Annotated in this window: 17 protein-coding genes and 1 rRNA gene; 8 read left to right on the forward strand and 10 right to left on the reverse strand. The window is 72.5% G+C overall.

From position 1 onward, the window contains the following. Positions 1 to 109 precede the first annotated feature (109 nt). Both ABTY59_RS37010 and ABTY59_RS37015 read right to left on the reverse strand, forming a co-directional pair. Positions 110 to 766 carry an HAD family hydrolase gene (locus ABTY59_RS37010; protein ID WP_352023544.1) on the reverse strand — a complete coding sequence of 219 codons (657 nt, stop codon included), beginning with the start codon at positions 764 to 766 and terminating at the stop codon, positions 110 to 112. Positions 767 to 787: 21 nt separating this feature from the next. Further along, positions 788 to 1,294 (reverse strand): DUF6912 family protein, encoded by a 507-nt coding sequence (locus tag ABTY59_RS37015; protein ID WP_352023545.1) that lies wholly within the window; start codon positions 1,292 to 1,294, stop codon positions 788 to 790. Positions 1,295 to 1,567: 273 nt separating this feature from the next. On the opposite strand from ABTY59_RS37015, the gene ABTY59_RS37020 reads away from it, so the two are divergent. Continuing rightward, positions 1,568 to 2,095 carry an Rv3235 family protein gene (locus ABTY59_RS37020; protein ID WP_352023546.1) on the forward strand — a complete coding sequence of 176 codons (528 nt, stop codon included), beginning with the start codon at positions 1,568 to 1,570 and terminating at the stop codon, positions 2,093 to 2,095. A gap of 52 nt (positions 2,096 to 2,147) precedes the next feature. On the opposite strand, the gene secA is transcribed toward ABTY59_RS37020, so the two are convergent. Next, positions 2,148 to 4,958: a preprotein translocase subunit SecA gene (gene secA / locus ABTY59_RS37025; RefSeq protein WP_352023547.1), complete on the reverse strand. Its 2,811-nt coding sequence runs from the start codon at positions 4,956 to 4,958 to the stop codon at positions 2,148 to 2,150. Between the two features lie 239 nt (positions 4,959 to 5,197). Here secA and ABTY59_RS37030 point away from each other — a divergent pair, with 239 nt between their 5' ends. Further along, entirely contained in the window at positions 5,198 to 5,794 is a 597-nt protein-coding gene (locus ABTY59_RS37030; RefSeq protein WP_352023548.1) for a GNAT family N-acetyltransferase, read from the forward strand. Positions 5,795 to 5,823: 29 nt separating this feature from the next. Continuing rightward, positions 5,824 to 6,987 (forward strand): winged helix-turn-helix domain-containing protein, encoded by a 1,164-nt coding sequence (locus ABTY59_RS37035; RefSeq protein ID WP_352023549.1) that lies wholly within the window; start codon positions 5,824 to 5,826, stop codon positions 6,985 to 6,987. Between the two features lie 82 nt (positions 6,988 to 7,069). On the opposite strand, the gene ABTY59_RS37040 is transcribed toward ABTY59_RS37035, so the two are convergent. From ABTY59_RS37040 to mtrA, 6 genes are all read right to left on the reverse strand, one after another. Then, on the reverse strand, positions 7,070 to 7,822 hold the full coding sequence (locus ABTY59_RS37040) for a response regulator (RefSeq protein WP_352023550.1): 753 nt from the start codon (positions 7,820 to 7,822) through the stop codon (positions 7,070 to 7,072). A 209-nt stretch (positions 7,823 to 8,031) separates the two neighbouring features. Continuing rightward, complete coding sequence (hpf, locus tag ABTY59_RS37045; RefSeq protein ID WP_370468315.1) at positions 8,032 to 8,712, reverse strand: ribosome hibernation-promoting factor, HPF/YfiA family; 681 nt, start codon at positions 8,710 to 8,712, stop codon at positions 8,032 to 8,034. A 295-nt stretch (positions 8,713 to 9,007) separates the two neighbouring features. Then, positions 9,008 to 9,811: a ComF family protein gene (locus ABTY59_RS37050; RefSeq protein WP_352023552.1), complete on the reverse strand. Its 804-nt coding sequence runs from the start codon at positions 9,809 to 9,811 to the stop codon at positions 9,008 to 9,010. 182 nt (positions 9,812 to 9,993) lie between these two features. Continuing rightward, positions 9,994 to 11,856, reverse strand: coding sequence for an LpqB family beta-propeller domain-containing protein (locus ABTY59_RS37055; RefSeq protein WP_502995473.1), 1,863 nt, complete (start codon positions 11,854 to 11,856; stop codon positions 9,994 to 9,996). Continuing rightward, positions 11,846 to 13,861, reverse strand: coding sequence for an MtrAB system histidine kinase MtrB (gene mtrB / locus ABTY59_RS37060; RefSeq protein WP_352023553.1), 2,016 nt, complete (start codon positions 13,859 to 13,861; stop codon positions 11,846 to 11,848). Before mtrB ends, ABTY59_RS37055 begins: the two co-directional genes overlap by 11 nt. Before the next feature lies 1 nt (position 13,862). After that, entirely contained in the window at positions 13,863 to 14,540 is a 678-nt protein-coding gene (gene mtrA / locus ABTY59_RS37065; protein WP_010356958.1) for a two-component system response regulator MtrA, read from the reverse strand. A 462-nt stretch (positions 14,541 to 15,002) separates the two neighbouring features. Here mtrA and ABTY59_RS37070 point away from each other — a divergent pair, with 462 nt between their 5' ends. The 5 genes from ABTY59_RS37070 to ABTY59_RS37090 are packed head-to-tail and all read left to right on the forward strand — an operon-like array spanning position 15,003 to position 20,416. Next, positions 15,003 to 16,214, forward strand: a complete 1,212-nt coding sequence (locus ABTY59_RS37070) for a proline-rich domain-containing protein (RefSeq protein WP_352023554.1) — start codon at positions 15,003 to 15,005, stop codon at positions 16,212 to 16,214. Positions 16,215 to 16,218: 4 nt separating this feature from the next. Beyond that, positions 16,219 to 16,911 carry a DUF4129 domain-containing protein gene (locus ABTY59_RS37075; RefSeq protein ID WP_352023555.1) on the forward strand — a complete coding sequence of 231 codons (693 nt, stop codon included), beginning with the start codon at positions 16,219 to 16,221 and terminating at the stop codon, positions 16,909 to 16,911. After that, complete coding sequence (locus tag ABTY59_RS37080; RefSeq protein ID WP_352023556.1) at positions 16,908 to 18,113, forward strand: DUF4350 domain-containing protein; 1,206 nt, start codon at positions 16,908 to 16,910, stop codon at positions 18,111 to 18,113. Before ABTY59_RS37075 ends, ABTY59_RS37080 begins: the two co-directional genes overlap by 4 nt. Then, the gene (locus tag ABTY59_RS37085; protein WP_352023557.1) at positions 18,110 to 19,093 is read left to right on the forward strand and encodes an AAA family ATPase; all 984 of its coding nucleotides are present in this window, start codon (positions 18,110 to 18,112) and stop codon (positions 19,091 to 19,093) included. The genes ABTY59_RS37080 and ABTY59_RS37085 overlap by 4 nt, the downstream gene beginning before the upstream one ends. Before the next feature lie 12 nt (positions 19,094 to 19,105). Next, the gene (locus tag ABTY59_RS37090) at positions 19,106 to 20,416 is read left to right on the forward strand and encodes a DUF58 domain-containing protein (protein ID WP_352023558.1); all 1,311 of its coding nucleotides are present in this window, start codon (positions 19,106 to 19,108) and stop codon (positions 20,414 to 20,416) included. Between the two features lie 99 nt (positions 20,417 to 20,515). On the opposite strand, the gene rrf is transcribed toward ABTY59_RS37090, so the two are convergent. Continuing rightward, positions 20,516 to 20,607: ribosomal RNA gene (gene rrf, locus ABTY59_RS37095) — 5S ribosomal RNA — on the reverse strand; the annotation flags it as partial.

The raw sequence follows: 20,607 nt of genomic DNA on the forward strand, positions 1-20,607 counted from the left end.
CGACCGGCGCCAGACGCCACGCCTGGTTCTTCCCGTCGAGACACTGCCACTGCTCAGGTACGCGCCGGGCGCGCCACCCCGGGGACCCGGCCCCGCGCCGGTCACCGCACTAGACGAGCTCCTCCGCCACGGCGACGGCCTCGGCCAGGGAGTCGACGACCGGCACCCCGACCCGTGACAGCGACGCCCGGCTGTGCGACCCGCCGGTGTAGAGCACCGCCCGCGCCCCCACGTGCGCCGCGGCCACCGCGTCGTCCGCGGCGTCGCCGATGACGACGACCCGCTCGGCGGGGACGCCCAGCGCGGCCAGGTGCCGCACCATGTGCCCGGACTTCCCGTCCGTCGACGTGTCGGGGCGTCCGTCCACGCGGACGAACCGCTCGGCGATCCCGTGCCGCCGCACGAGCGGGATCAGCTCGGCGTGCGGGGCGAGCGAGAGCAGCGACTGCGTCAGCCCGGACCGCTGCCGGGCGGCGAGCAGCTCCGCCGCGCCGGTGGTGAGCCCGCAGGACTCGGCGCGCTCCCAGTAGTGCCGGTGGAAGACCCCGTCCATGACGGTCCATTCCTCGTCCGTCGGCAGCCGCCCCATCAGGCGCTCGTAGAACTTCGGCACCGGCACCGTGTACAGATCGCGGTACCGCTCCAGGGTGATCGACTCGAGTCCCAGCTCGGCGAAGGCCGCGTTCGTCGCGCCGATCACCGCGCCGATGTCGTCGAGCAGTGTGCCGTTCCAGTCCCAGACCAGGTGTTTTCCGTGCTTCCCCATGGAGAGACGGTACCCGGCGGCTCAGCCGAGCAGGGAGGGGATCTCCTGCACGCCGAACCACAGCAGCTCGTGGTCCTCGGCCCCGTCCACGACGAACTGGGCGTCGTCGTCGCCCTGGTCCGCGGCGCCCAGCGCGCCCGCGGCCGCCGTGACGTCCGCCTCGGCGTCGTCCGCGTCGGCGTGCACGGCCGCCGCCTTGGCCAGCGGTACGGCTCCGGCGACACGGACCTCGCCGATGGAGCCGGCGTCGAGCCCGCGGTCGGGGTCGACGGTCGCGTCCTTGTCGGCCACGTCGACGGCGACCACGATCCGGCGCCGGGGCGTCCCGGGGTCGCCGGCGAGGAGGCGCAGGGAGGCGGCCGCGGCCCGGCTGAGCGCCGCGTACTCCAGCTCCTCGATGTCGTCGGAGACGTACCACTCGCGCAGCGCGGGGGTCACGGCGTAGGCGGTCAGCGGACCGGGGCCCAGCTCGCCCGCCTTGTGCGCCTGTGCGAGACCGGGGAGGGTCAGGGGGACGTAGACGCGCATGGCAGCCGCTTTCGTAGACGGAGAGGCCCTCAGGATACGTGCGGAGTCCCCCTTCGGGGTGGCGGGCCGGACCGGCCGTCCGTCCCCCGTCGAAGGCCGTCCGCCGACCCGCCGGAGACCCGATTTTCGAGCGCATCACCCGGATAGGTGATCCGGTTTCGGGAGCACCCCGCCGCGGCGGGCCCTTGCGGGGCCTCGGAGACCCCCCGTACAAGATCCCCCAGGGAAGTTACTGACTGGTATCGCTCGGTTACGGAACGACAGGGGTCCGCCATGAACGCCACGCTCACCGCCACGCCCTCCCCGCTCCCCCGCCCCCGCACGGCCCCCGGCGGCCCCGCCGGCACGCGCCCGCGCGGCGCGGCCGGAGCCCGCCCGCGCGGCCCCGCCGGCCCCCGTCCCCGCACCCCCGCCCAGGGCGGCCACGGGTCCCGCACCACGCCCGGCACCGCCTCCCGCACGCTCCCCCCGCACACCGTCTTCGCCGAGCGCCTGCTCGCCGTGCTGAGCGGGGAGCGGCCCGTGCACTGGATGCTCGGCCACACCGTCGGCGAGGCCTACGAACAGCTCGTCCGGCTCGCGCCGCGGACGCCCCTGCGCTCCCACGGCCCCCGCCCCGTCCTGCGCCGCTGCTCGGTCCAGGTGCACCACCCGCAAGCCGCCGTCGAGGCCTTCGCGACCATCGCCACCGGCCCCCGGGTGCGGGCCATGGCGTTCCGCCTGGAGCGCGGCGAGGACCAGCGCTGGCGCTGCGCCGCCGTGGAGCTCGACGGCCTGGGCGCGGCCGCCCGGCGGACATGACGGAGGGGCCGGCCGCCACCCGGCGACCGGCCCCTCCGTACCACTCAGAACGTCACTTCTTGCGGCGACGCCCGCCGCCCGCGTTCTTCTGCGCCTTGCGCCGCTCCGCACGGGTCAGCCCGTCGCCGGAGTCCGCGTCGTCGGAGGCGAAGTCGCCCTCGACGACACCGCCGTCCCCGTCCACGGTCGGCGCGGAGAAGTGCAGCCGGTCCGGACGCTGCGGGGCGTCGAGCCCCTTCGCGCGGATCTCCGGACGCCCGGCGGCCGCCGGAACGGCGTCCTCCTTGGCCAGCGACGGCGCGGACGCCTGCACCGGGACCTCCTCGACCTGCTGCTCGACCTGGACCTCCAGGTTGAACAGGTAGCCGACGGACTCCTCCTTGATGCCCTCCATCATCGCGGTGAACATGTCGAAGCCCTCGCGCTGGTACTCGACCAGCGGGTCCTTCTGCGCCATCGCGCGCAGGCCGATGCCCTCCTGGAGGTAGTCCATCTCGTAGAGGTGCTCGCGCCACTTGCGGTCGAGGACGGAGAGGACCACGCGCCGCTCCAGCTCACGCATGATGTCCGAGCCGAGCTGCTTCTCGCGCGTCTCGTACTGCTCGTGGATGTCGTCCTTGATGGACTCGGCGATGAACTCGGCCGTGATGCCCGCCCGGTCGCCGGCCGCGTCCTCCAGCTCGTCCACGGTCACCTTCACCGGGTAGAGCTGCTTGAACGCGTTCCACAGACGGTCGAGGTCCCACTCCTCCGCGAAGCCCTCGGCGGTCTCCTGGCGGATGTAGTCGTCGATCGTGTCGTCCATGAAGTGCTGGACCTGCTCGTGCAGGTCCTCGCCCTCCAGGACGCGGCGGCGCTCGCCGTAGATGACCTCACGCTGCCGGTTGAGGACCTCGTCGTACTTCAGGACGTTCTTGCGGGTCTCGAAGTTCTGGGTCTCGACCTGGGACTGCGCGGAGGCGATGGCACGGGTGACCATCTTGTTCTCGATCGGGACGTCGTCCGGCACGTTGGCCATGGCCATCACGCGCTCGACCATCTGCGCCTTGAACAGACGCATCAGGTCGTCACCGAGCGACAGGTAGAAACGGGACTCGCCCGGGTCGCCCTGACGGCCGGAACGACCGCGCAGCTGGTTGTCGATACGCCGCGACTCGTGGCGCTCGGTGCCGAGGACGTAGAGCCCGCCGAGGTCCTTGACCTCCTCGAACTCCGCCTTCACGGCCTTCTCGGCGCGCTCCAGCGCACCGGGCAGCGCCGCGGCCCACTCCTCGACGTGCTCCACCGGGTCCAGGCCCGCCTGGCGCAGCTCCGCCTCGGCGAGGTCGTCCGGGTTGCCGCCGAGCTTGATGTCCGTACCGCGGCCCGCCATGTTCGTGGCGACGGTGACGGCGCCGCGGCGGCCGGCCTGGGCGACGATGCTGGCCTCGCGCTCGTGGTGCTTGGCGTTCAGCACCTCGTGCTGGATGCCGCGCTTGGAGAGCTGCTGCGAGAGGTACTCGGACTTCTCGACGGAGGTCGTGCCGACGAGGATCGGCTGGCCCTTGTCGTGCTTCTCCGCGATGTCGTCGACGACGGCGGCGAACTTGGCGACCTCGGTCCGGTAGATCAGGTCCGACTGGTCCTTGCGGATCATCGGCCTGTTCGTCGGGATCGGGACGACGCCGAGCTTGTAGATCTGGTGGAACTCGGCCGCCTCGGTCATGGCCGTACCGGTCATGCCGGAGAGCTTCGAGTACAGGCGGAAGAAGTTCTGGAGGGTGATCGTGGCGAGCGTCTGGTTCTCGTCCTTGATCGCCACCCCCTCCTTCGCCTCGATCGCCTGGTGCATGCCCTCGTTGTAGCGGCGGCCGGCGAGGATACGGCCGGTGTGCTCGTCGACGATCATGACTTCGCCGTCCATGACGACGTAGTCCTTGTCCTTCTTGAACAGCTCCTTCGCCTTGATGGCGTTGTTCAGGTAGCCGACGAGAGGGGTGTTGACCGACTCGTAGAGGTTGTCGATGCCCAGCCAGTCCTCGACCTTGGCGACGCCCGCCTCGTGGATGGCGACGGTGCGCTTCTTCTCGTCGACCTCGTAGTCGCCGGTCTCCTCGATGCCCTTGAGCGGGTTGCCGGGCTCGCCCTTGCTCAGGCGGGTGACCAGCTTCGCGAAGTCGCCGTACCACTTGGTCGCCTGGTCGGCGGGGCCGGAGATGATCAGCGGCGTACGCGCCTCGTCGACGAGGATGGAGTCGACCTCGTCGACACAGGCGAAGTTGTGGCCGCGCTGGACGAGCTCGTCCTTGGACCACGCCATGTTGTCGCGCAGGTAGTCGAAGCCGAACTCGTTGTTCGTGCCGTACGTGATGTCGCAGCCGTACTGCTCGCGGCGCTGGGCCGGCGTCATGTTGGCCAGGATGCAGCCGACGGTCAGACCGAGGAACTTGTGGACCCGGCCCATGAGCTCGGAGTCACGCTCGGCCAGGTAGTCGTTGACCGTGATCAGGTGCACGCCCTTGCCGGAGAGCGCGTTGAGGTACGCCGGGAGCGTGCCGACGAGGGTCTTGCCCTCACCGGTCTTCATCTCGGCGACGTGGCCGAGGTGCAGGGCGGCGCCGCCCATCAGCTGGACGTCGTAGTGGCGCTGACCGAGGACGCGCTTGGCGGCCTCGCGGACGGTCGCGAAGGCCTCCGGCATCAGGTCGTCGAGGCTCTCGCCGTCGGCGTACCGCTGCTTGTACTCCTCGGTGAGCGCCCGCAGGTCGGCGTCGGAGAGGTTGACGAAGTCCTCTTCGATGGAGTTGACCTGGTCCGCGATGCGGTGCAGTTTGCGCAGGATCTTGCCTTCGCCTGCACGCATGAGCTTGTTGAAGACGGACACTGAGGCTGGTCTCCTTGCCGGTCGGGCCTGGCACTGGGTCTTGTGATGGACGCGAGCGCGGGCACGGCAGGTGGTCCCCACCGCAACGGCCATCGTAAGCGAGACCGCCCTCGCGCAGGGAGGCCCGCAGTGCCCGAGCCGTACGTCCGCCCGCAAAGAGAACGCACGAGGTGGGCGGAAGGTGCCGCCCCATCCGAAAAGTGTTCGCTTCCGGAGCCCCCGGTCACCACAATCCCGGCATGGATCCCATCATCCTCACCACCGACCGCCTGCGGCTCCGCGCCTTCGTCCCCGAGGACGCCGACGCGGTGTACGGCATCTGCCAGGACCCCGACATCCAGCGCTGGACCGTCGTCCCCTCCCCGTACAAGCGCGAGGACGCCGAACTCTTCGTCCACCGCCTCGTCCCGGACGGCTGGCGCGAGGACACCGAGTACGCCTTCGCCGCCGAACCCGTGGAGGGCGGCCCGCTGCTCGCCGCTGCCACCCTGAGCAGCCGCGGCCAGGGCGTCTGGGAGATCGGCTTCTGGCTCGCGAAGGAGCACCGCGGCGCCGGCCACATGACCGAGATCGTCCGCGCCCTGGCCCACTGGGCCTTCACCGGACTCGGCTGCACGCGTCTGATCTGGCGCGCCGAGGTCGGCAACGCCGGCTCGCGCGCGGTGGCCGAGCGCGTCGGCTTCGCCCTGGAAGGCGTCCAGCGCGCCGGGCTCGCCAACAAGGGCACGCTCCGGGACGCCTGGGTCGGCTCCCTGCTGCCCTCCGACTTCGGCCTGCCGAGCCCCCTGCCGTACCTCCCGGCCCCCGAGCGCACCGCCGACGGCCGAACGGGGTGATGTCAGTGCCGGGGCCTAGGGTGCGGTCCATGACGACTGCGCCGCGCCCCGCCGCCGAACTGTCCGCCGACGACGCCCGCAGGATCGCCCTGCGCGCCCAGGGCTTCCTCGGCGCGCCCGACCGCAGGGCCGGGGTGCGCGGGGTCCTCCGGTCGCTCGGCCAGGTCCAGCTCGACACCATCTCGGTCCTCGCCCGCTCGCACGAGCTCATTCCGTACGCGCGTCTGGGCGCCGTGGGCCGCACGACGGTCGAGGAGGCGTACTGGACCGGGGCGCACGCCTTCGAGTACTGGTCGCACGCCGCCTGCGTCCTGCCCGTCGAGGAGTGGCCGCACTTCGCCTTCCGCCGGCGCGCCTACCGCGACCGCCCGCACTGGGGGCACGAGCTGTCGCCCGGGGCGTACGACACGGTGATCGCCCAGCTGCGGGACCAGGGTCCGCTGACGGCGACCGAGCTCGGCGGCGCGAAGAACAAGGGCGAGTGGTGGGACTGGTCGGACTCCAAGATCGCCGTCGAGCGGGCGCTGATGTACGGCGAGGTGGTCGTCACCGAGCGGCGTAGCTGGAAGCGGGTGTACGACCTGGCCGAGCGGGCGATCCCGCAGGCGCTGCTCCATGACGACCTGGACGACGCCGAGTGCGTGCGGCGCCTGGTGCGGCAGGCGGGCGAGGCGCTCGGCGTGGGCACGCGCGCGGACATCGCGGACTACCACCGGATCAAGGCCGAGCAGTTCGACGCGGTGGTGGAGGCCTCGGGCCTGGTGCCGGTGACCGTGGCGGGCTGGGGGAAGCCCGCCTGGGCCGACCCGGCGGCGCTGGCGTCGGAGCCGCGCGGCCGGCACCGCACGACGCTGCTGTCCCCGTTCGACTCGCTGATCTGGGAGCGGCCGCGCACGGAGCGGATCTTCGGCTTCACGCACCGCCTGGAGGCGTACGTGCCGAAGCAGAAGCGGATCCACGGCTACTTCGCGATGCCGGTGCTGGCGGGGGGCCGGCTGGTCGGCCGGGTGGACCCGGCGCGCGAGGGCCGGACGCTGGTGGCGAAGCAGGTGTCGCTGGACGGTCCGAAGGCCGTGCCGGCGGTGGCGAAGGCCCTGCGCGAGGCCGCCGAATGGGTGGGCTGCGACGCGGTGGCGGTGGAGCGGGTGGACCACCGGGACCTGGCGCCCGAGCTGCTCAAGGCCCTCGCCTGAGGGCCCGAAGAGCGAGCAGACCTGAGGACCTGAGCCTGAGGACCTGAGGACCTGAGGGGCGGATGGCCGGCGGATCAGCCGGTCACCGGATCTCCAGGATCTTCTCCCGCATCGCGTAGACCACGGCTTCCATCCGGGAGTGCAGCTGCAGCTTCTCCAGGATGTTCCGGACGTGGTTCTTCACGGTGTTCTCCGAGATGAACAGCTCCTTGGCGATGTCCCGGTTGTTCATCCCGGTCGCGACGAGCTTGAGGACCTCCAGCTCGCGGTCGGTCAGCCGGGGCGCGGGCACCAGCCGGCGCTCGTCGGTGCGCTGGATCATCGACTTGAACTCGGTGAGGAGCTTGGACGCCATCGACGGGCTGATCTGCGACTGCCCGTCGGCGACCGCGCGGATCGCCGTGGCGACCTCGTCGGTGGAGATCTCCTTGAGGAGGTAGCCGGTGGCGCCGGCCTTGATCGCCTCGTAGAGGTCGGCCTCCTCGTCGCTGATCGTCAGCATGATGATCTTCGCGCTGGGGGCCACCTCCTTGATGGAGGTGCACGCCTCGATGCCACCGCGCCGGGGCATCCGTACGTCCATCAGGACGATGTCGGGAAGCAGATCGGCGGCCTTGTCGACGGCCTCGGCACCGTCACCGGCCTCGCCGACCACCTGGATGTCCTCCTCCTGGGCGAGGACGATCTCGAGCCCGCGGCGGAAGAGGGCGTGGTCGTCCACGACGAGGACCCGGATCGGCTCCTCGCGGAATGCTCCGCCGTCCGCGTCCGACCCCTCCTGAATCGCGCCACCGTGCTCGCGCCCACTGAGCACCGGTCCGAAGCTGTCCGCCATCGTTCCTCCCCCTGAAGGCCGTGGCCTGAATTCGTTTCCGGTCCTCCAACCCGTACGCGTTCGGCACCGGTTGGCGTGCACGCCATGATTTCATGCCCGCGCGGCCACGGGGCGATCCGCGCGCGCACGGGGGTGCCCCTGGGGGCGCGAATCGCGCTCCAGGGGCACCGAGAAGGACACCTCAGTTCGGAGGCGGTACGGGGGGCGGCTCAGCCGCCGAGCGCACCGCCGGCGCCGCCGCCCTCGGCGAGCGGGTCGCTCTCCAGGTGGATGACGCCGTAGTCATAGGCGTGACGCCGGTAGACGACGCTCGGCTGCTTGGTGTCGGAGTCGACGAAGAGGTAGAAGTCGTGCCCGACCAGCTCCATCTCGTAGAGCGCCTGGTCGAGGGTCATCGGTGCGGCACGGTGGGTCTTCTCGCGCACCACGAGCGGGCCTTCGCCCTGGACCTCGATGGAACCCATCATCGTGGTGGGCACCTTGTCGGCCTCGTCGACGGCCAACTGGCCGTCTCCGTTGAGCTTGGCGGCGCCGGGCACCACGTCCCCGACCTCCGCGGCGGACAGCCGGCCGTTCCCACGGCGGGTGTACCGCTTGTCGTGCTGCTTGCGCAGTCGTGCCTCGAGCTTGTCGCTGGCGAGGTCGAGCGCTGCGTACGGGTCGCCTGCCGCCGCTTCCGCCCGGATCACCGGGCCTCGGGAGTGGAGGGTGATCTCGACGCGGTCGGACCGGTCGGCCTGCCGCGGGTTGTGCTCCTTGGACACCTCGACGTCGAGGCTGATCACCTTGCCGTCGAGCTTCTGGATCTTCTCCAGCTTCAGCTTCTCGGCCACGTGCTTGCGGAACCGCTCGGGCACCTCGGTCTTGCGGCCCTTGACGACGATGTCCACGCAGAACTCCGTTCCCGGATCGCCCTGGTCGGCTCCTAGGCCGCCGGGCATCTCCCTTTGCACCACACTCCGGTGGGTCACCGGAGCTCGGACTTGGCGACTTCGTCCTCCTCCTGCCCCGCCGACGAGATCTCCACCCCATCGACAAGAGGTTAATTCGCCCTGAACTCCTGTCCTGTAGGCGCAACCATGTATTCGTCGAGGCGATGGCATTCGCCATTCCTCACAACCGAACATAGCCCCTTCGGACGGGTGTCGGCACCCGCTACCGCGACATACCTCCGTACGGGTGCTTTCACCTCTCACCACCTGCAACGATCCAAGTTTCCCGTGAGTTCCGGTTTATTTCGAACGAGCGGGGAGAGGATGCGATCACAGCCGCCACCCGCTGTTCGATTCCGTGCTGCGCCGAACCGGCCGGTAAGCCGTGCGGTATTCCAGGAATGAACGGAAGGTGTACGGCTCCGAGGGCGCGTGCCGCCTCCGTGAGCGACGCGCCCGTGGTCATCAGGTCGTCCACGAGAACCACCCGCCCCGCCGTCAGGAGCCGCGCGCCACCCGGCACGACCTCCAGCGCCCCCGACAGGTTCGCGAGGCGTCCATGTGCCCCGAGGCCGGACTGGTCCGCCACGTACCGGCGCTGCCGCAGCACGGGCACGACCCGCGCGGGCCTCCCCGCCCGACGCAGCCGCGCCGCCGCGGCCAGCGCGACCCGCCGCGTCGGATCGTGGCCACGCGCCCGCAGGGAACGCCGCGAGGAGGGCACCGGCACCAGGAGCAGCGGACCGTCCGCCGCGCCCGCCCAGGGCCCGGCAGCGGCCTCCACGGCCCCGGCGAGGGCGCCGCCCAGGGGTCCGGCGAGCGGCAGCGCGCCGCGCTCCTTGTGGGCGATGAGGAGTTCCCGTACGGCCTCGGCGTACGGCGCGGCGGCGTGCACGGCCGGCAGCCCGGCTGGCTCGGGTGCGGGCCGCACCCTGCGCGGGGCGGCCCCGGCGAGCGCGTCGGCGCAGTCCGGGCACACCTCGGTCCGCGGCCGGCCGCAGCCTCCGCAGGCGACCGGCAGCACCAGCCCGGCGATCTCGCGCCACCACCCCCGCATGGCTCCACTGTGCGCCTCGGACGACGTCCGGGCCACCCCTGTGGAAAACCCCCGGAACCCCCGGGGAGTACGTCAGGTACAGGGGTGGGAGGCACGGCCTGAGGGCCTGCCGGCTCCGGCTCAGCCGGGACCGGTCCACCCCGGCTCCGGCTCAGCCGGGGCCGGTCCACCCCGGCTCCGGCTCAGCCGGGATAGACCGGGGAGAGCCCCTTCTTCGCCACCGGCTGCCAGTTCGTCCCCGACGCCAGCCGCACGATGCCGTCGTTGCCCGAATCGGCCACCACCGGTGCCTTGTCGGTGTGCGACGCGGCCACGGACGTCACCCCGTTCAGACCGGGGAGCACCGAGGTCGACGACGTCGAGCCGTCGGTCTGGAGGTAGCGGATCTGCTGGACGCCGCCCGCCTCCTTGCCGACCACGACGAGCCGGCTCGGCCCCGCCCAGGAGACGGCCGTGACGGACTCCATCCGGGAGGCGACGGGCTGGAGGTCCAGGACGGACACCACGGGTTCGTCGCCCGTGGTCTGCCGCTGGATCCGCCCGATCTGCAGGGTCGTGCGCTCGCCCCGTGTGACCACCAGGGCGATCCGCACGCCGTCCGCGGAGACCCGCAGGGACTCGATGCGGGCACCGTCCTCCAGCCACGGGGTGCGGACCTTGACGGGATGGCCGGTGCCGTCCGGCACCATCCACAGCTGGGGCGCCGCGGGGTCCCGGTCGGCGACCCAGAGGTCGCCCCTGCCGTCCCAGCTGGGCGCGGACAGCCGGTCGCCCGGGCGGGCGGCCCGGCTCGTGAGGACCGCGGGCAGCGGGTCCTGGTCGGTGCTGATGGAGGACACGAACAGCTCGCGGCCGGTCTCCCCGACCCCGGCGGCCCGCGTCTCGCCCCGGTCGACGGCGACCGAGCCGAGCGGCACCGTGCCCTTGCCGAACGGGCCCGGCACCTCCACCGGCGCGTTCGCCTCCTTGCCCCCGACGAGGAGCATCATCAGCTTGCCGTGCTCGTCGACGAAGTACGGGTTCTCGTCGCGGTCGGTGTTCCGCACCGCGAACTCGACCGCCTGCCCCCGGCCCAGCCGGCACAGCGACTGGCCGGCCGCCCCGAGGAGCTCGACCTGCTCGACGTTGACCGAGGTCAGGTCGCGCAGCGTGAACAGCAGCTGCGCCGCCATCCGCCGGCACACCTCACCGCTGACCCGGTCCGCCTTGCGGTTGAGCGGCACCCGCAGCGTGGACTGGTCGTCCGTGGCCAGCGTCGTGACGCCGCTCTTCAGCTCCGTACCGGACGGGAACCGGGAGTCGACGGCCGGCTTCAGCCAGTCCGTCGGGCCTTCGAGGAGCGCCTTGACCGTCTGCGTCACCGTGTCCATCCGGGTGACGGGGTCCTGCCGCTGCCGGATGTAGACGGGGTCGGCGACGACCCAGTCCTCCCCGGAGGCGAAGTAGTACTTGTTGACCGACCGGTAGTTGCGCAGGAAGTCGGCCTCGCCGAGCACCAGGCCCGGCGGGAGGCTGTCGATGCGCCACTCCTTGCCCTTGCCGTTCGCCGACGGCTGCTGGACGACGTGGATCGACTGCAGGTACTCGGTGGGGCTGACCGGCTGGTACGCGTGGCGGACGTCCACGGTCGCGATCTTCCGGCCGGACAGCGGATAGGCGCGGCCCTGGTTGTCGGGGTCGGCGTTGCGATCGGTCGGCTCGCGGTCGGGCGCGGTGGTGAGCACGGTGATGCTCTGCTCCGGCTTCCAGCTCTGCGCGGCCTTCTTCGTGAGGTACTTGCGGGCGGTGGCGAAGCCGGGGTCGTCACTCGTCATGGCCTCGAGGAAGCCGTCGACGATCTCGTCCGGGTCCGCGTTCTCGCGCGGGGCGACGGCGTAGACCCGCACCTGCGAGTCCCCCGTGTTGGCCCCCTTCACCGGCTGCACTTCCCCGCTGTCGGGCATCGCCGCGCACCCGGTCACGAGGAGCCCGCCGCACGCGGCCAGCACCACCGCGCGCGTGCTCCGTCCCCGCCCCGCGTGCTCCGCTCGGGAGTCAGCGCCCACGTGTCCCGTCCTCCCGCTCCAGTCGCCCGTTGCCGCCGGCCGTCGCCGGCCCCGTCCCGCCACCGTCGTCGTCCGTCGCCGCACGCGCCACGACCCGTGCGCCGCTGCCGGGCAGGGCCGTCGGGTCGACGGTCGCCCGCGGCGGCCCGGGCAGCCTCGGCGGTACGAGCGGAGGCCGCTCGCCGACGGGCTGCGCCGGCACCGCGGTGAGCCGTCCGGTCTCCTGGTCGCGTCCGGCGGCCGCCTGCTCGCGGTTGCGCCGTGAGTCCTCGGGCTCCAGCGGGATCGGGGAGCCCCGCAGGGGCTCGTCCGCGGTCCGCGGCAGGGTGAGCCGGAACTGCGAGCCGCCGCCCGGCTCGCCCCAGGCCTGGAGCCAGCCGCCGTGCAGCCGCGCGTCCTCGACGGCGATCGACAGGCCGAGGCCCGTGCCGCCGGTGGTGCGCGCGCGTGCGGGGTCGGCACGCCAGAAGCGGTTGAAGACCCGGGTCGCCTCTCCCGGCTTGAGGCCGACGCCGTAGTCCCGTACGGCCACGGCGACGGCGCCGCCGGCGGCGGCGAGCTTCACGACCACGTCCCGGCCCTCGCCGTGCTCCACGGCGTTGACGACGAGGTTCCGCAGCACCCGCTCGACCCGGCGGGCGTCCGCCTCGGCCACCACGGGCTGCTGGTCGCCGAGGACCACGATCCGGGTGTTCTTCCGCTCGGCGAGGGGTTCGGCGCCGCCGATGACCCGGCGGACGACCTGGCGCAGGTCTATCGGCTCGGCCTCCAGGGCGGCCGCGCCCGCGTCGAAGCGGCTGATCTCCAGGAGGTCGGAGAGCAGCGACTCGAAGCGGTCGAGCTGGTCGCCGAGGAGTTCGGCGGAGCGCGCGGTGATCGGGTCGAAGTCGACGCGGGCCTCGTGGATGACGTCGGCGGCCATCCGGACCGTGGTCAGCGGGGTGCGCAGCTCGTGCGAGACGTCGGAGACGAACCGCCGCTGCATCCGCGACAGGTCCTCCAGCTGCTGGATCTTCAGCTGGAGGTTGGAGGCCATCTTGTTGAAGGCCTCGCCGAGGCGCGCGATGTCGTCCTCGCCGGTGACCTTCATGCGCTCCTGCAGGCGGCCGGCCGAGAGCCGCTCGGCGATCCCGGCGGCCATCCGTACGGGGGTGACGACCTGGCGCACCATGAGCCAGGCGATGGCGCCGAGGAGGACGACGACGAAGAGCCCGGCGGTCGCCAGGGTGCCCTTGACCAGGGTGAGGGAGTCCTCCTCCTGGGTCAGCGGGAAGAGGTAGTACAGCTCGTACTGGTCGCCGTCGGCGTCGTTGAGCCGCTTGCCGATCACCAGGCCCGGCTCGGAGGCCTTGCCGCTGGTGTAGTGGATCCGCGTGAACTTCTGGAAGGTCCCGGTGCCCTGGGCGACCGAGTGCCGCAGGTCCGCGGGGATGCTCGTGGTCGGGTCGACCTCGCCGGAGGCGCGGGCGCCGCGGCTCGCGGTGTCACCGGTGTCGAGGGAGAGCGCGACCACGTTGAACGCGCTCTGGCCGCCGCTGGCGAGTTGCTCGACCAGCGTGGAGCGCCAGTTCACGGAGGCGCCGGCCCGTCCGCCGTCCTGCTGCCCGGGCGCCGAGGGCGTGGTCGCCGCCCGGTCCTGGGCGGCGGAGAACCCGCCGGCGGCCTGGCTCTGGGCGGCCCTCTCCTTGGCTTCGAGCAGGCCGTTGCGGACCTGTCCGATGACGACGATGCCGAGCAGCAGCACCACTCCGAGGGACATCAGCAGGGTGCCCGCGACGATCCGCAGCTGGATGTTCCGCCGCCAGAGCCGCACGGCGGGCAGCAGCGGCCGACGGATCCAGCGCGCGAACAGCCGGAGGACCGGCCCGCCGCGCACCCCGTCACGGAAGAGGCGTCCGCCGCGCAGCAGACGGCCGAATCGCGAGCCCCCCCGCCCCGGTCCGGCAGTCCGCCCCGTACGGACTCCCGGGTCCCCGGGCTTCGGAGCAGTACTGCCTGTGCTCATGTCAGCTCGGCCCCGCCTTGTAGCCGACGCCACGGACGGTCACCACGATCTCCGGGCGCTCGGGGTCCTTCTCGACCTTCGAGCGCAGCCGCTGGACGTGGACGTTCACCAGCCGGGTGTCGGCGGCGTGCCGGTAGCCCCAGACCTGCTCCAGGAGCACCTCGCGCGTGAACACCTGCCACGGCTTGCGCGCCAGGGCGACCAGGAGGTCGAACTCCAGCGGGGTCAGCGCGATGGACTGCCCGTCGCGCTTCACGGAGTGCCCGGCCACGTCGATGACCAGGTCGCCGATGGTGAGCTGCTCGGGAGCCGGCTCCTCCGACCTCCGCAGCCGCGCCCGGATGCGGGCGACGAGCTCCTTCGGCTTGAACGGCTTCACGATGTAGTCGTCGGCGCCGGACTCCAGGCCCACGACCACGTCGACGGTGTCGCTCTTGGCCGTGAGCATGACGATCGGCACCCCGGACTCGGCGCGGATGAGCCGGCACACCTCGATGCCGTCCCTGCCGGGCAGCATCAGGTCCAGCAGCACCAGATCGGGCTTGGCCTCTCTGAAGGCGGCAAGCGCCTTGTCACCGTCCGCGACGAACGACGGCTCGAACCCTTCACCCCGCAGCACGATGCCGAGCATCTCGGCCAGTGCGGTGTCGTCGTCGACGACAAGAACGCGTCCCTTCATATCGACATCATCCCATTTCCGTATCAGTCCTAAGGCGGCTGGTGAGATACCTCACTGACCTGCGGCGACGTCCTTGATCCACCTCGGTGACTGCCCGTGTTCGTGGGTGTTGTCGTCAGTCATGGATGTCATCCCCGTGTCCCCCGTGGTCGCGCAGAACCGTACCGTGTACCGCCTCGCGCGGCCCATGGGGAGGACGCCCCTCTTCACTCCACCGCCTGCCGCGCACCCCACCCCCACCCGATCCGCCTCACGCCACCCCGTCCCCTGCGCACCGCGCGCCGCCCGCCGCGCACGCGATGGGTCCGGACAAAGGTGCGAAGGAGATCAACTGCTCCGGCCCACGGGCGGGCCCCGCGTGGCACGATGGCACCCGGCCCGCCGCCGTGTCAGGTGTCGGCCGCCGTGACCGAGCCGGTTCGCCGATCCGGCACCGCGACCATTCCTCCGAGGTGGACGACCGTGAACGACACTCCGGGCTGGACCTCGCCCGGATCCGCCCCCTCCGACGGCCAGGACGGCCCGGGGCTCCCCGAGTCCCCCACCGCGGCCGACTCGAACGGCTCGGCCCAGTGGTCCAAGGAGCAGCCGCCCGCGGGCCAGTGGTCCCCGCCGACCGACCGGACCCCGCCTCCCGCCCCGGGCCAGAACTGGGGAACCCCGCCCCCGCACGTCAACTGGGGCAGGCCCCCCGCCGCGAAGCCCGGCGTCATCCCGCTGCGCCCGCTGGGCATGGGCGAGATCCTCGACGGCGCGGTGAAGACCCTCCGCACCTACTGGCGCACGGTCCTCGCCATCACCGTCACCGTCGCCGTGATCTCCCAGATCGCCGACATCCTGGCCCAGCGGTACCTCGTACCGACGGCCCCCGAGGTCAACGCCGACGCCACCCCCGCCGAGCAGCTGGAGCAGTCCCTCGACTCGGCCCAGGCCTCCCTGATCGGACTGGGCCCGGCCCTGCTTGTGACGATGATGGCCTCGCTGGTGAGCGCCGCCCTGCTGACCGTCGTCATCAGCCGCGCGGTCCTCGGCCGCCCGGTCTCGCTGGGCTCCGCCTGGCAGGAGGCCCGCCCGCGGCTGCTGCAGCTGCTGGGCCTGACGCTGCTGCTCGCGGCGATGGCCGTCGCCCTGGTGACGGTCGGTCTGCTCCCCGGGATCCTGATCGGCGGGGCCGCGGGCGTGGCCCTGACCTTCCTGCTCGGTCTCGGAGCCATCGCGGCCGTCGTCTGGCTGATGATCAGCTTCAGCCTCTCGTCCCCCGCCCTGATGCTGGAGCGCGGCGGTGTCGTCCAGTCGCTGAAGCGCTCGGCGAAGCTCGTGCGCGGCTCGTGGTGGCGGATCTTCGGCATCACCCTGCTGACGCAGCTGCTGATCTTCCTCTTCGCCATGATCATCGCGATCCCGTTCACCATCATCGGCATCGCCGTCGACGGCGAGGGCTTCTCCGGCCTCCTCTCCGGCACCGCGACCACCTTCGGCTGGCCGTTCCTGATCGTCACGGGCATCGGCGGCGTGATCACCAGCGCCGTCACCTACCCGATCTCGGCGGGCGTCACCGTCCTCCTCTACGTGGACCAGCGCATCCGCCGCGAAGCCCTGGACCTCGAACTGGCCCGCGCCGCGGGGCTCCCCGGCTACGGCCCCACGCCGGGCACCGACACCACCGGGGGCTGATGCGGTGACGGTCACGGGGGGAGCGGCCGCGGCACTGGCGCGGCTGCGCGCCGACGGCGACGTACCGGTGGACATCTCCCGCGTCCCCGCCCGCGAGGCGGCGGAGCGGGAGCTGTCCGACCCGAAGTACCACGAGAACGACCCGAACCTCCTCCAGCGCGGCCTCGACCGCTTCTGGGAGTGGCTCGACGACCTCTTCGGCGCCGCTTCGGGGGCCACCCCGGGCGGCGTCCTCGGACTCGTCGTCATCGTCCTGGCCGTGGCCGCCCTCGTCGCCGCCCTCTGGTGGCGCCTCGGCACCCCCCGACGGGCCCCCGGCACCACGGGCGACTCGCTCTTCGCGGACGGCCCCCGCACCGCCCGTGACCACCGCGCGGCCGCCGCGCGCCACGCGACCGCCGGCCGCTGGAACGAGGCCGTCCAGGAACGGATGCGGGCCGTCGTCCGCTCCCTCGAAGAACGCACCCTCCTCGAACCCCGCCCCGGCCGCACCGCGGACGAGGCGGCCGCCGAAGCCGGACGCTCCCTCCCCTCCCACGCCGACGACCTGCGCCTCGCGGCCCGCACCTTCGACGACGTCACATACGGCGGCCGCACCGCCGACCAGAGCGCGTACCGCCGCCTGGAGGAACTGGACACGGCCCTGGAGCGCACGCGCCCCACCCTCGACACCGCCTCCCCGGGGACGCCCGCATGAGCCCGACGGCCACCGGCACCACCTCGACCGCCCCCACCGCCCGCCAGGTGTGGACCCGCGTCCGCGGCGCGGCCCTCGTCCTCGCCCTGGTCCTGATCGGCGGCCTCGTCCTCGCGACCGTCCGGTCCAGCGACGCGCACGGCGCCCTGGACCCGCGCTCCGCCGACCCGCACGGCAGCCTCGCCGTCGCGGAACTCCTCAGGGCGCGAGGCGTCACCGTCACCGTCGCCACCACCCTCGCCGAGGCCACCGCGCCCGGGGACGCCGACACCACACTCCTGGTCACCACGCCCGACCTGCTGACGGAACCTCAGCAGGACACGCTCCGCTCGGCCATGGAGCGCACCACCGGACGCACGGTCCTCGTCGGCGCGGGCCAGGCCTCCCTCACGACCCTGGCCCCGGGTGTCACCAGCGCCCCCAGCGCTCCGGTGCGCGAACGCGCCCCCGCCTGCACCCTCCCGGCCGCCACCCGCGCCGGCAGCGTCGACCTCGGCGGCGAACGATACGAGAACTCCCCCGGCACGACGACGGAGGCCTGCTACCGCGCCGACGGCCTGCCCACCCTGCTCCTCCTCCCCGGCTCCGCCGACGCCGGCGACACGGTCCTCCTCGGCTCGCCGGACATCCTCTACAACGCCCGCCTCGACCAGCTGGGCAACGCCTCGCTGGCCCTGCAGCTCCTCGGCTCCAAGCCGCATCTCGTCTGGTACCTCCCCTCCCTCTCCGACACCTCGGCCACCGCCGACACCCCCGCCGACGACACCACGGGCGACTTCCTCGCGCTCATCCCCTCCGGCTGGCTGTGGGGCGCGCTCCAACTCGCCCTCGCGGCCGTGCTCGCCGCCCTCTGGCGCAGCCGCCGCCTCGGCCCCCTCGTCACCGAGCGGCTCCCCGTCGCCCTCCGCGCCTCCGAGGCCACCGAGGGCCGCGCCCGCCTCTACCGCAAGGCGAACGCCCGCGACCGCGCCGCCACCGTCCTGCGCACCGCGACCCGCATCCGGCTCGCCCCGCTGCTCGGCGTCCCCGTCCAGGACGCCCACTCCCCCGACCGTCTCCTCCCCGCACTCTCCGCCCGTCTCCCCGAGACCACCGCAGACCCCAGGAACCTCCTCTTCGGCCCGGCTCCCGCCGACGACGCCACCCTCATCCGCCTGGCGGACCAACTCGACGCCCTCGAAAGAGAGGTACGCACCTCATGAGCGCCCCGACCCCCGAGACCGCCACGGACCCGGACAGCGCCCGCGCCTCCCTGGAGGCCCTGCGCACCGAGATCGCGAAGGCCGTGGTCGGCCAGGACCCCGCCGTCACCGGTCTCGTCGTCGCCCTGCTCTGCCGGGGCCACGTCCTCCTCGAAGGCGTCCCCGGAGTCGCGAAGACCCTCCTGGTCCGCTCCCTCGCGGCCGCACTCGAACTCGACACCAAGCGCGTCCAGTTCACGCCCGACCTGATGCCGAGCGACGTCACGGGCTCCCTCGTCTACGACGCCCGCACCGCCGAGTTCTCCTTCCAGCCCGGCCCGGTCTTCACCAACCTGCTGCTCGCCGACGAGATCAACCGCACGCCCCCGAAGACCCAGTCCTCCCTCCTGGAGGCGATGGAGGAGCACCAGGTCACGGTCGACGGCATCCCGCGCCCCCTCCCGGAGCCCTTCCTGGTCGCCGCGACCCAGAACCCCGTCGAGTACGAGGGCACCTATCCGCTCCCCGAGGCCCAACTGGACCGGTTCCTGCTCAAGCTGACGGTCCCTCTGCCCTCACGCGCGGACGAGATCCACGTCCTGACCCGTCACGCCGAGGGCTTCGACCCGCGCGACCTGAAGGCCGCCGGCGTCCGACCCGTCGCGGGCCCCGCCGAGCTCGAAGCGGCCCGGGCCGCCGTCGCCAAGGTCTCGGTCTCCACCGAGATCGCCGGCTATGTCGTCGATATCTGTCGTGCCACGCGTGAATCCCCCTCACTCACGCTCGGGGTCTCCCCCCGAGGCGCCACCGCCCTGCTGTCCACCGCCCGGGCCTGGGCCTGGCTCACCGGCCGGGACTACGTCACCCCGGACGATGTGAAGGCCCTCGCCCTCCCCACCCTGCGTCACCGCATCCACCTGCGGCCCGAGGCCGAGATGGAGGGGGTCACCCCCGACTCCGTCATCAACTCGATCCTCGCCCACGTCCCCGTCCCCCGCTGAGAACGGCGCCCCATGGCCCTCACCGGACGAACCGCGCTGCTCGCCGCCCTCGGATCGCTCCCCGTGGGCATCCTCGCCCCCAGCTGGGCGGGGATGCTCGCGGTGAACGCGCCGCTCTCTGTCGCAATTCTGTGCGACTACGCGCTGGCGGCGCCAGTGCGAAAGCTGCGATTCACCCGAAGTGGTGATACGTCTGTTCGACTCGGTGACGAGGCCGAGGTCCGACTCACCGTCACCAACCCCTCCCGTCGCCGCCTGCGCGCCCAGCTCCGCGACGCCTGGCCGCCCAGCAGCTGGCTCCCCGGCACCGAACAGGCCTCCTCACGCAGCCCTCTGACGATCCCCGCCGGCGAACGCCGCCGCATCACCACGAGCCTGCGCCCGACCCGTCGCGGCGACCGCCACGCCGAACGGATCACGGTCCGTTCCTTCGGTCCCCTCGGTCTCGCGGCCCGCCAGGGCCACCACGAGGTCCCCTGGACCGTCCGGGTCCTGCCGCCCTTCACCAGCCGCAAGCACCTGCCGTCCCGCCTGGCCCGGCTCCGCGAGCTCGACGGCCGCACGAGCGTGCTCACCCGGGGCGAGGGCACGGAGTTCGACAGCCTCCGCGAGTACGTCCCCGGCGACGACACCCGCTCGATCGACTGGCGCGCCACGGCCCGCCAGAACGCCGTCGCCGTCCGCACCTGGCGCCCCGAGCGCGACCGGCACATCCTGATCGTCCTCGACACCGGCCGCACCTCGGCCGGCCGCGTCGGCGACGTCCCCCGCCTGGACGCCTCCATGGACGCGGCACTGCTCCTCACCGCGCTCGCGTCCCGCGCCGGTGACCGCGTGGATCTCCTGGCCTACGACCGCCGCCTCCGCGCCCAGGTCCAGGGCCGCTCCGCCGGCGACGTCCTGCCGGCCGTGGTCAACGCCCTCGCCCCGCTCGAACCCGAACTGGTGGAGACCGACGCCCGCGGACTGGCCGCGACGGCTCTGGCCCGCGCGCCACGCCGCTCGCTGATCGTCCTCCTGACCGGCCTCGACGCCGCCCCGATCGAGGAGGGCCTCCTCCCGGTGCTGCCGCAGCTCGCCCGACGCCACACGGTCCTGCTGGCGTCCGTCGCCGATCCCCACGTCACCCGCATGACCGAGGCCCGCGGCACGATCGAGGGCGTCTACGAGGCGGCGGCCGCCACCCAGACCCAGTCCCAGCGCGCCCGCACCGGAGACCAGCTCCAGCGCCACGGCGTCACGGTCGTCGACGCCACCCCCGACACCCTCGCCCCCGCCCTGGCGGACGCCTATCTCGCCCTGAAGGCCGCCGGCCGTCTCTGAGTACGGCACAGGAAACCGCCCCCGAAAGGGGCTCCCGTACCGTGCCGTAAACGCAGAAAAGCCCCGCACCAGAAGGTGCGGGGCTTTCCCACAATGATTGTTCGGCGGCGTCCTACTCTCCCACAGGGTCCCCCCTGCAGTACCATCGGCGCTGAAAGGCTTAGCTTCCGGGTTCGGAATGTAACCGGGCG

Source organism: Streptomyces sp. NPDC096079, from assembly GCF_040303145.1.
Lineage (GTDB): Bacteria > Actinomycetota > Actinomycetes > Streptomycetales > Streptomycetaceae > Streptomyces.

What these genes read in the sequence shown, in the direction of transcription:
- ABTY59_RS37010 (WP_352023544.1), bottom strand. Translation starts at nt 766, where the DNA reads ATGGGGAAGCACGGAAAACACCTGGTCTGGGACTGGAACGGCACACTG.
- ABTY59_RS37015 (WP_352023545.1), bottom strand. Translation starts at nt 1,294, where the DNA reads ATGCGCGTCTACGTCCCCCTGACCCTCCCCGGTCTCGCACAGGCGCAC.
- ABTY59_RS37020 (WP_352023546.1), top strand. Translation starts at nt 1,568, where the DNA reads ATGAACGCCACGCTCACCGCCACGCCCTCCCCGCTCCCCCGCCCCCGC.
- ABTY59_RS37030 (WP_352023548.1), top strand. Translation starts at nt 5,198, where the DNA reads ATGGATCCCATCATCCTCACCACCGACCGCCTGCGGCTCCGCGCCTTC.
- ABTY59_RS37035 (WP_352023549.1), top strand. Translation starts at nt 5,824, where the DNA reads ATGACGACTGCGCCGCGCCCCGCCGCCGAACTGTCCGCCGACGACGCC.
- ABTY59_RS37040 (WP_352023550.1), bottom strand. Translation starts at nt 7,822, where the DNA reads ATGGCGGACAGCTTCGGACCGGTGCTCAGTGGGCGCGAGCACGGTGGC.
- ABTY59_RS37050 (WP_352023552.1), bottom strand. Translation starts at nt 9,811, where the DNA reads ATGCGGGGGTGGTGGCGCGAGATCGCCGGGCTGGTGCTGCCGGTCGCC.
- mtrB (WP_352023553.1), bottom strand. Translation starts at nt 13,861, where the DNA reads ATGAGCACAGGCAGTACTGCTCCGAAGCCCGGGGACCCGGGAGTCCGT.
- mtrA (WP_010356958.1), bottom strand. Translation starts at nt 14,540, where the DNA reads ATGAAGGGACGCGTTCTTGTCGTCGACGACGACACCGCACTGGCCGAG.
- ABTY59_RS37080 (WP_352023556.1), top strand. Translation starts at nt 16,908, where the DNA reads ATGAGCCCGACGGCCACCGGCACCACCTCGACCGCCCCCACCGCCCGC.
- ABTY59_RS37085 (WP_352023557.1), top strand. Translation starts at nt 18,110, where the DNA reads ATGAGCGCCCCGACCCCCGAGACCGCCACGGACCCGGACAGCGCCCGC.
- ABTY59_RS37090 (WP_352023558.1), top strand. Translation starts at nt 19,106, where the DNA reads ATGGCCCTCACCGGACGAACCGCGCTGCTCGCCGCCCTCGGATCGCTC.